Annotated in this window: 2 protein-coding genes and 1 pseudogene; all 3 read left to right on the top strand. The window is 46.2% G+C overall.

Going from position 1 to position 2,252, the window contains the following annotated elements:
* Positions 1 to 155: 155 nt before the first annotated feature.
* On the top strand, positions 156 to 320 hold the full coding sequence (locus tag MV985_RS05930; protein WP_297464300.1) for a hypothetical protein: 165 nt from the start codon (positions 156 to 158) through the stop codon (positions 318 to 320).
* A 259-nt stretch (positions 321 to 579) separates the two neighbouring features.
* On the top strand, positions 580 to 1,980 hold the full coding sequence (locus MV985_RS05935; protein WP_297464302.1) for a hypothetical protein: 1,401 nt from the start codon (positions 580 to 582) through the stop codon (positions 1,978 to 1,980).
* 62 nt (positions 1,981 to 2,042) lie between these two features.
* Positions 2,043 to 2,252 (top strand): annotated as a pseudogene (locus tag MV985_RS05940) (hypothetical protein); the annotation flags it as partial.

Here is a 2,252-nt window from a genome sequence, read left to right on the forward strand (position 1 = left end):
GTGGGCTTCAATAATCACCGCGCTGATGACCGCCATTGCCCCGGAACCCTCGACATAGAGATGCCTCAAAAGGATATCCTAACCTTAATAGCCCTTTTCCTCCTCGAGGTGTAGATCCACAGGCTGCTCATCACGGTGTTCTCGGAGGGTCAGGGGTGCAGGCGCTAACGGTCTCAAAAATAATCTGGTTGATGCTGTCTCTCCCGCCGGCAATAAAGCTCGTCGTCGTTTGGAGGGACCTCTCTACGGATTGGAGCAGGTTCACGATCTTCCTGTCAACCCACTGGGTTTACAGGATCTTTGAGGGCATTCCTGCCTAGGACTACTCGGATTTTTCCAGTTGCCGCTGTGGTCCACCTCGCGTGGCTCGTCCCGCTCGTGGTGCTGTTTAGAAGGAGGGGCTCCGATATATCGATCGTTAATTTACTCGCCCCTGTTTTCACTCAGGTTGTTAGCAAAACTACCGTTAGAATTACATTAACCTACAAAAAAGCGGAAATGATTACGTACTAATAAAAAGAAAAAGTTATAAGCATTAATGCCCCAACATAACATACAAATCTCGATTAGGCGATCAAAATGGTGTCAAAAAGAATCATGGGAGCACTGTTTTTGACATTTTTGGTGAGTGGAACAATGGGGATATACTTGGCAAACGCCCTTCAGCCACCAGCTATTCAAATTGCACTAGTTGACGAGAAGGGAAGACCCCTAACAGAAATATCGGAGAACGTTGAGGTTCAGGTTCAGATAGATGCGCTGGTTCCCACAGGGGAAGTATACAGAACAATTTTCTTAGGAAGCCTAGAAAAACCCACTTGGCTAAAGTTCTGGGATTCGGGGAATACAGTCAAAATACCTCTCTCCGATGAAAAGTTTCAGTCTGTCCTTGATGAATGGAAAAGGGCATGTCCTAAGGGCATTGGTTCTTCACTTATGATCTCGGTCTGGGTTCTAGATCACGAAAATAGGAAGCTGTACAGGGGTTTCACCGTGGTTAACTACAACACCGCTGAGGTCTCGAAGGACATCAAGAAGACTGTGAAAATCAACATGCACAAATTGCCCTCATCTCCCATTACGGTCAGCACGAAAAGCGGTGATGTGACACCGTTGGGTTCCAACAGGCAGTTCTACTACTGGAAAACTGACTGGAGCCTATCATGGAGGCCCTCAGATTACATTAAAGTGCCTGTTCTGATTGTTGACAATAAATATTCTAGTTCCGGTATTGTTAACGCATGGATAGATATTATCAAAGAATACTACACCAGATTTGGGCTTACTGTAGCTTATGGTTACAAAATTTCAGAGAAGAGCACTCCAAGTTTGGACATATACGGGAACGACTTCTACACCATGGCAGGTAGGTATTACTTCTCGCGTAGCATTCTCCTTGCACCTAACGAGAAGGGGTATATTTACATATATGCAAAACCATATCATTTGCACCAGAAGGAATACTACTGCACTGCCAGTATACACAACTGTGTTCCTACTGGAGAGGAGCGCATTCAGGAAGGCATCAATGACATAGAGACCATCGGAGAGAATGATATCGTAGGAGGAAGCAGGAATGGACTGCCAGACTCAGAGATTATGAACTGGATATACAGTGGGACCGATATGAACTATGCCACTATCCTTGGAGTCGGAGACTCAAAAAGTCTTGCCCATCTCATTTCGGATGCTTCCGGGGCATGTTCGGCAGATTTCGGGGTTGGGATTCCGATAGGTGCCCTCGCAGTGGCATTAAGCGGTGGGGCCGTTCCCCCATGGGCTGCAGGGTTGAGCGCAGGTATACACTACACATCTTCGAGCTCTCTTAATATATATGGGGGAATTCAAAATTATGGAGAGTGGAATGGCGTTGGCCAGGACATTTCAGAATACATCCATTTGGGAATCAGCACATACACCTACCATGTAGGAACTTGTGATACCAAAGTCCCAATTGGAATTTACATTGAAAGCGATTGAACACTTTCTTTTTATCTTCTTGGAGTGAACAGAAAAGGAAGAGAAGCTCACTCGAGCTTCTTGTGGCAGAACCACCAGTCATAGCACTCAATCTCGCCATTGGCCTTCGCTTCCTTGTGCCCCTGGCGCTGATATTCATTCCCATGATATTCGGCATGATTCCCGGCTTCATGATAACCGAAGAGAAGGAGGGCAAGATCATCTGTTCAGGAAGAGGGTGCTCTGATAATCGAAGGATTTCAGTGAAGCCCGACTTCGTCTGTTTGAGGAAA

The organism is Thermococcus sp. (assembly GCF_027012695.1).
Classification (GTDB): Archaea; Methanobacteriota_B; Thermococci; order Thermococcales; family Thermococcaceae; genus Thermococcus.